This window comes from Alteromonas sp. I10 (genome assembly GCF_003201515.1).
GTDB lineage: Bacteria > Pseudomonadota > Gammaproteobacteria > Enterobacterales > Alteromonadaceae > Alteromonas > Alteromonas macleodii.
This window is the reverse complement of sequence record NZ_QJJN01000016.1, coordinates 1-6,943: the sequence shown is the minus strand read 5'-3', so window position 1 is coordinate 6,943 and position 6,943 is coordinate 1. Positions and strand designations below refer to the sequence as shown.

At 42.1% G+C, this 6,943-nt stretch carries 7 protein-coding genes, 4 tRNA genes and 1 rRNA gene; all 12 read left to right on the top strand.

Annotation, left to right across the window (positions count from 1 at the left end; genetic code table 11):
* Window positions 1-11: 11 nt before the first annotated feature.
* Window positions 12-127, top strand: a 5S ribosomal RNA gene (rrf, locus tag BZA03_RS20060).
* Between the two features lie 358 nt (window positions 128-485).
* Window positions 486-623: a hypothetical protein gene (locus BZA03_RS20465; RefSeq protein ID WP_156086956.1), complete on the top strand. Its 138-nt coding sequence runs from the start codon at window positions 486-488 to the stop codon at window positions 621-623.
* 47 nt (window positions 624-670) lie between these two features.
* On the top strand, window positions 671-1,198 hold the full coding sequence (locus BZA03_RS20055; RefSeq protein ID WP_061486600.1) for a hypothetical protein: 528 nt from the start codon (window positions 671-673) through the stop codon (window positions 1,196-1,198).
* A 332-nt stretch (window positions 1,199-1,530) separates the two neighbouring features.
* Window positions 1,531-3,096: a methyl-accepting chemotaxis protein gene (locus BZA03_RS20050; protein WP_110289687.1), complete on the top strand. Its 1,566-nt coding sequence runs from the start codon at window positions 1,531-1,533 to the stop codon at window positions 3,094-3,096.
* A 172-nt stretch (window positions 3,097-3,268) separates the two neighbouring features.
* Window positions 3,269-4,300, top strand: a complete 1,032-nt coding sequence (murB, locus tag BZA03_RS20045) for a UDP-N-acetylmuramate dehydrogenase (protein WP_110289686.1) — start codon at window positions 3,269-3,271, stop codon at window positions 4,298-4,300.
* A complete protein-coding gene (gene birA, locus BZA03_RS20040; RefSeq protein WP_039222269.1) occupies window positions 4,297-5,283 on the top strand; it encodes a bifunctional biotin--[acetyl-CoA-carboxylase] ligase/biotin operon repressor BirA in 987 nt (328 codons plus the stop codon). The genes murB and birA overlap by 4 nt, the downstream gene beginning before the upstream one ends.
* 148 nt (window positions 5,284-5,431) lie before the next feature.
* A complete protein-coding gene (locus BZA03_RS20035; RefSeq protein WP_110289685.1) occupies window positions 5,432-6,190 on the top strand; it encodes a type III pantothenate kinase in 759 nt (252 codons plus the stop codon).
* A gap of 109 nt (window positions 6,191-6,299) precedes the next feature.
* Window positions 6,300-6,375: transfer RNA gene (locus BZA03_RS20030), tRNA-Thr, on the top strand.
* Between the two features lie 7 nt (window positions 6,376-6,382).
* Window positions 6,383-6,467, top strand: a tRNA-Tyr gene (locus BZA03_RS20025).
* Window positions 6,468-6,500: 33 nt separating this feature from the next.
* A tRNA-Gly gene (locus BZA03_RS20020) sits at window positions 6,501-6,575 on the top strand.
* A gap of 7 nt (window positions 6,576-6,582) precedes the next feature.
* Window positions 6,583-6,658 (top strand) — tRNA-Thr (locus tag BZA03_RS20015).
* Window positions 6,659-6,725: 67 nt separating this feature from the next.
* Window positions 6,726-6,943, top strand: a 218-nt coding sequence (locus tag BZA03_RS20010) for a GTP-binding protein (RefSeq protein WP_258364627.1), incomplete at its 3' end; no start/stop codon positions are given.

Sequence of the window (6,943 nt, the reverse complement as noted above, 5' to 3'; positions counted from 1 at the left end):
TACCAGTTTTTCCTGGCAGCCATAGCGATACGGTACCACCTGACTCCATTCCGAACTCAGAAGTGAAACGTATTAGCGCCGATGGTAGTGTGGGGCTTCCCCATGTGAGAGTAGGACACTGCCAGGTCCCATTTAAAGAAACCCGCCTAACGGCGGGGTTTTTTCTTTTCGCAGAAAGAAAAAAAAGGGGCAGAGGACATTAATCCCCATTCCCCCCAGTAAAACCTCAAATTGGGGTCAGAGTACTTTATTACTTTAAACATCAGAACATAGTCATTCCCTTACCCCCAGTGCCGCTAAATCAGAGAAATGTACTCCGCCTCCATTTTTTAAAGAAGTAACAATCTACTCTGACACCCAAAAAAAGACGAGTTACCCTTCGGCCGTTTTCAGTGCTTAGGCAGTGCCAGAAAGCATTTCATAAATAGCTCACCAGAAAAATAATAAAGGGGTCAGAGTACTTTTTTTAAAAAACGAATTTAACCATGCGTGATTTCATAACAGTGTGGGAGAAGTACTCTAATTCGCCAGCACACCTTATTAGAGAAATGTACTCTGACCCCATTATTCGAGGGATCAATGCTGTGGACTTATTTGAATGTATAGAAAAAGCGACAGGTTGAAAAATAATCGGTATGGTATAAAAACACTAAACAGCTAGAAAGTTTGTATGTCAGCCTTACCATTCAATAATAACCCAGCTTATTTGCGGGGTAATTTTCAACTTGAACCAGTGACCGCTCTATTAAAGCTGCATGCAGAACTTGTTTGCTTTCTTCTAATAGCATTCTTCTTTGTTGGTAATGCATTTATTGAAAATAGTGAAAAAGAGCGGGTCTTAGCTAATCCTCAGAAAAACGACTTTTTCTATATTGACTATAGAGCTATAGATCCTTCATCGGATGCTCGATTTCGCTATGTCCCCCTGAAATTACTTAGTGTTGATGATGATACTCTTACTTTTAAAGTCGGAAACATTGCTCACACAACACCTGTCTCGCCGAGTCAACATGCGAAATTTGATAAAGCGTTATTACTGCGCAATTACTATCGTGTTGATAACCTTGTGCTTAGCAAAACAAAAGTAAATGACTTGGTTACTTCTGGTGCCATTTACGATGCTAGGCGGCCTCGAAATATTTATATTAACGGTTGGATGGTTTTGCACCTTAACGAGTTAGTACCAGATAACAGTTAGTAATAAAAAAGCGTTTATAAGCGATAGAGTCCAAGTAAAGTACACTCCTTACGAGTGAGGCAACATGTACCTTGAAGTGTTTATTTTATTTACTATGAATACAATACTCAGCCAATAAAGTACTCTGACCCCATTACTAATGGGGTAGAGTCAATCTACTCACTTCATTAATCTGACAACTCGTACCTTGAAGCGTTTATTTCATTTGCTAATGAATACAATGCTCACTTAATAAAGTACTCTGACCCCATAACTAATACTATCCGCTTATGGATAATTGATTTAAAACGCTTTACATTTTTAAGGTGTTAATGAAATGTTAAGTGCGCCTGATGAAGTATTTAGTTTTAGCTGTTATTGCCGGTCTCGTTAATGTAGTGATGTTTTTTGTTACTTCACACCTACTAATCTCTACAGTTGCTACGTTTCTTACTATCCTTTTCGCGGCCTTTATTATTGAGAAGGTATTTCAAAACCAAAATATAGCCGCTAGTAAAATTGTTCTAACTGACGATTATAAGAACAATGCACACAGCAATGATGCAACGAAAGTGAGTCATGCCGCGAGTAACATTGCAATTGGTGGTGCTTCTATCTCTTTCTTTTTAGAACAGTTATCAAAAGCATTTAATGAGCAAGTCGCGAACATCGGCGAGATGAGCGGTAGACTCCAACAGTTAGAAGTCTCCTCAACTCAGTTAGATGATCTTGCGAAGAATGCTGCATCTTCTATGAATGAATCTGACGAGAAAACGCAGTTCGGAAGTACGTCGTTAAAAGAAGTATTAAGACAGCAACAGCAGCTGATTAAAAACATAAATGCGTCATCTGAAGCGCTTACTACATTAAAAAGTAAGGCCGAGGGAATAAGTACAATAACAAACACCATTAACCAATTAGCCGATCAAACAAATATGCTAGCGCTGAATGCGGCTATTGAAGCTGCAAGAGCGGGCGACCAAGGACGTGGTTTCGCCGTTGTTGCTGATGAAGTACGAGAGCTTGCCAAGAAAACAACCGACGCCACGTCTGGAATAGAAAGTCTGCTGCAGGATATGAATACTAGTAGCCAGGCCGCAGTGGCTACTATGGAAACGGTGCTTAACTCTAGTGATAACATGAATGTGAAATTAAAGGAGAGCGAAGAAGCTATCTCACACTCCAGTATGCTCTCTACAAAAGCCCGGGAATCGATGGGCGCTATGCAAGCAATGGTAGAAAATAATGCAGAACATAGCGCAGGTATAAGTACCAATATACTTCAGTTGCACACGACGACAGAAAAATTAGAGCACGACCTCACTGATGTTTCTACTCAGGCGCTATCACTGAGTAGTCAAGCTGAAGATATTTTCAGGCTGCTGGAAAGCTTCGACGTTAATGATCGAAACAGCGAAGTTAGAGACATTGCAGTAAATGCAGCCAAAACTGTTGGAGAGCGTTTCGAGCAAGCGATTTCAGAAGGGAAAATATCGGAAGCAAAGCTGTTTAATTTTGACTATTCACCTATACCGAACACTAATCCTATAAAGCACACGACACCTTTTGATAAGTTCACCGACGACGTACTTCCCGCTATCCAAGAACCTTTATTAGAAACACACAGTTTCATTATTTATGCCGGCGCAGTTGACGTAAATGGTTACTTTCCTACCCACAACAAGAAGTTTAGTCAGCCCCTTACTGGTAATTACGATACGGATTTAGCAAATAACAGAACGAAACGGATATTCGATGACAAAACCGGAAGTCGTTGTGGCAGCAATACCTCTACTTTCTTGCTACAAACTTACAAACGAGATACAGGTGAGGTCATGCATGATCTATCTGCACCGATACATGTGAACGGTAAACATTGGGGAGGGTTTCGTATTGGTTATAAAGCCAAAGAGCAGTAAGTTCTCTGTATTTACGTATAAGCGCTAGCTTCCGTTTTCTCACTTTAACGAATGAAAGTGGTAATGCTCTAGCGCTTAGCAATATTGGCAACAATATTATTCCTTCTTTGCGCTTTTATTTGCTGCTTCGTTACCCTACCATTAGCGAATTGTTCGCAGTTCGTAAAACTCTATGCCTTCACTACAACCATACAGCACATTTGGCCTCGCCGCTTCTTGTGATTCTATCCAGTCGTTTAGCGACGTTACTTCATTCCTGTCTATCTTCAAAACTTCTAAAAACAATAACAAAGCCATTTATATATTGGGCGGTGGAAGCAATTCAGTCTTCACTGACGACTTTGACGGTACAATTCTGGTTAACGAGATTAAGGGAATAAGCCATTTTGATACTGAAAGTCACCATTACTTACGTGTAGGTGCAGGTGAAAACTGGCATGACTTCGTCACTTTGTGTATGAAAGAGAAGTGGTATGGTTTCGAAAATCTCGCCTTAATACCTGGCTCAGTAGGCGCATGCCCAATTCAGAATATTGGTGCGTACGGACGAGAAGTGAATACGTTGATCGACAAAGTAGAGTGTGTATTTCTTGAAACCGGCGAGCAGGTATTGTTGGGCAATGAAGACTGTCAATTTGGCTATAGAGACAGTGTGTTCAAGCATGCACTAGCGAACAAAGTGCTAATCACTCATGTAAACTTTAAACTGCCCAAGCACTACGAACTTGAGACCAGCTATGGCGAACTAGCGGCACTCACTGAGCCTACACCAGAAAAGGTGTATAGTAAGGTAATAGAAATTAGGAAGAGCAAACTTCCCGATCCTGCCGAGCTAGGCAATGCAGGAAGTTTCTTCAAAAACCCAGTGGTTTCAAAAGCTGTGTTTCAAGCGATCGCACAAGAGTATGATTCAGTGCCCCATTTTGTGGTGCACGGAGGTGTTGAGCTGCCAGCCACTGAAAAAGAACAAATAAAAATTCCTGCCGCGTGGCTTATCGACCAGGCAGGTTTTAAGGGCAAGACTTTGAATAAAGTACGATGCCACCCTACACAGCCATTGGTACTTACTAACTTAGGTGGTGCCACCGGAAACGATGTAATAACCATGGCAAAAGATATCATAGCAAGCGTACAGGGGAAGTTCGGCATACAGCTTGAGCCAGAAGTGCGCTTATTAGGAAGCAAAGGACTTATTTCGCTATGAGACAAGCATCAAAAGCTATAAGAAAACATATACTCGCTTTGTTGTCCGACGGCCAGTTTCACTCAGGGGAAACCATTGCACAGCAAGTGGGCCTTTCGCGCACAGCAGTTGCAGGCCATATTTCCCAACTCGCCGATTGGGGATTAGATGTATTTAAAGTAAAAGGTAAAGGCTACCGTTTAGAACGAGGGTTTCCATTGTTAAGCGCCGACAGCATTAAACGTCATTTAGGCAATACAAAACGAGCGGTTATTGATGTGGAGTCGGTATTACCTTCCACCAATACGGAAATGAAGAAGCGTATTGCCAGCAAACGAGAAGATCTTGAAAACGGCGATGTCGTTTTTGCTGAAATTCAGACCGATGGACGCGGTAGACACGGCCGTTCATGGTTAGCGCCAGTTGGCGGAAGCTTAACTTTTTCTATGTACTGGTCTTTTCCCGACGGTTATCAAAGCATGGCAGGACTTTCTTTATTGGTAGGCTTGGCAGTTTGCGATGCACTTAAAGAATTTGGCGTAGAAGACGCCGAGCTTAAATGGCCGAATGACATTTATTTGCAAGGTAAAAAGCTTGCGGGCGTACTTATTGAAGTAGAAGGGCAAATAGGCGCTACGGCGCATAGTGTTATCGGCATAGGTTTGAATGTTTGCGTACCCGATAATCAGTACGATGTTGGTCAGCCTCATAGCGATCTTGCGTCATATTTGGGCACTATCCCAGATAGAAATGCATTGGCGGCAGAAATAATTAAATCGCTTTGGTCTTATTTACCTAAATTTACCCAGCAGGGCTTCGGGCCATTCACAGCATATTGGGAAGCGCTCGACTTATACGCCGATAAACGCATTGTTTTACAAATGGGTGAGAAGCGTTTTTCCGGAATTGATAGGGGAGTGGACGCCAGCGGCGCGCTTCTTGTTGAAACGCAAGACGGTATTACCCGTTTCCACGGTGGCGAAGTTAGCCTTAGAGGCAATTAACTTTTTATTTTTGTTTTACTTTAAAGCTGAGCTACGAAGATTTTGGCCATTATTTATAATAAAAGTACTTCGTAGTTCATCTTTGTGATTTTTAAATAGCATTTTATCCGTTCGTTTTACGCATTGCTTTGCGATTGAAACCAAAAATATGAACAACATTGAAGAAAACCACGTCATATTAGTGGATATCGGTAACACCCGAATAAAATATTCACTGCTTTGTGATGCAGAAGAAGAGCCTAATGCATGCGAAGATGCAAAATCTCTATTCTCTTTTATCGATTCTCAGAAAAAAATTTCCCATTTATATATCGCCTCGGTAAGAAATCAGGAGCTGGTTGATGAAATATCCGCCATGTGTAGCGAGCGAAATATTATTTTTGTAGAAAAGCACACAGAGAAAGAAGCCTTCGGCATAAAAAATAGTTACGCGAATGTTCAAAAAATGGGCGTTGATAGATGGCTTGCAATGGTGTGCGCGGCAGAAAAATCAAAAAAAGCATTTTTTGTTATGGATGTGGGTACGGCAATAACGGTCGATTTTGTTGTGGATGGTCAACATTTAGGCGGTTGGATCGTACCTGGATTTCAAGTAATGCGTAATGCATTGGTTGCTTCAACTAAAAAAGTGTTCGCGAATGATGAAATTCCGACCACCTTTGGAGTGGGGACCGATACAGAAGATTGTGTAGCAACAGGGTGTCATGCTGCCCTGTATGGTGTTTATTTGAGCGCGGTTGATTACATATCAAGCAAACAAACCGAATTTGACATAATTTTAGGGGGTGGAGACAAAAAAGTGTTTGCATTCTTAAAATCTGCTGATAACATGCGCCTCGCTCATTTGGTGATGCAGGGTCTTGCCCGCTACGCTCGAAGTGAACTTCTAAAGGGAACATCGACGTAAGTTTTTGATTAGTTGAAAAATTGGTCAAAAAAGAAAATTGAAAAATTTTCAAAAAGACACTTGCACAGAGTTAAACAATACTCTAGAATGCGCACCCACTTGATGTAGTGCCGACTTAGCTCAGTTGGTAGAGCAACTGACTTGTAATCAGTAGGTCGCCAGTTCGATTCCGGCAGTCGGCACCATCAATCTGGAGGGGTACCCAAGCGGTCAACGGGAGCAGACTGTAAATCTGCCGGCTCAGCCTTCGCAGGTTCGAATCCTGCCCCCTCCACCACTTTCTCTATGAGGTGGCCAGAGAATTAGGATTGCGGGCATCGTATAATGGCTATTACCTCAGCCTTCCAAGCTGATGATGCGGGTTCGATTCCCGCTGCCCGCTCCAAATCAGTGCTGATATAGCTCAGTTGGTAGAGCGCACCCTTGGTAAGGGTGAGGTCGGCAGTTCAAATCTGCCTATCAGCACCAGTTTATTTCTCCCCAGCTCATGTAAAATTTCTAAATTTTTTAATGTAACTTTGCTGGGATAATAGAAATGGCAAAAGAAAAGTTTGAACGTACGAAACCCCACGTAAACGTGGGTACAATCGGCCACGTTGACCACGGTAAAACTACCCTAACTGCAGCTATCACTACAGTTCTTTCTAAAACTTACGGCGGTAACGCACAGGCTTTCGATCAAATCGATAACGCGCCTGAAGAGAAAGCACGTGGTATCACCATTTCTACTTCACACGTAGAATATGACACTCC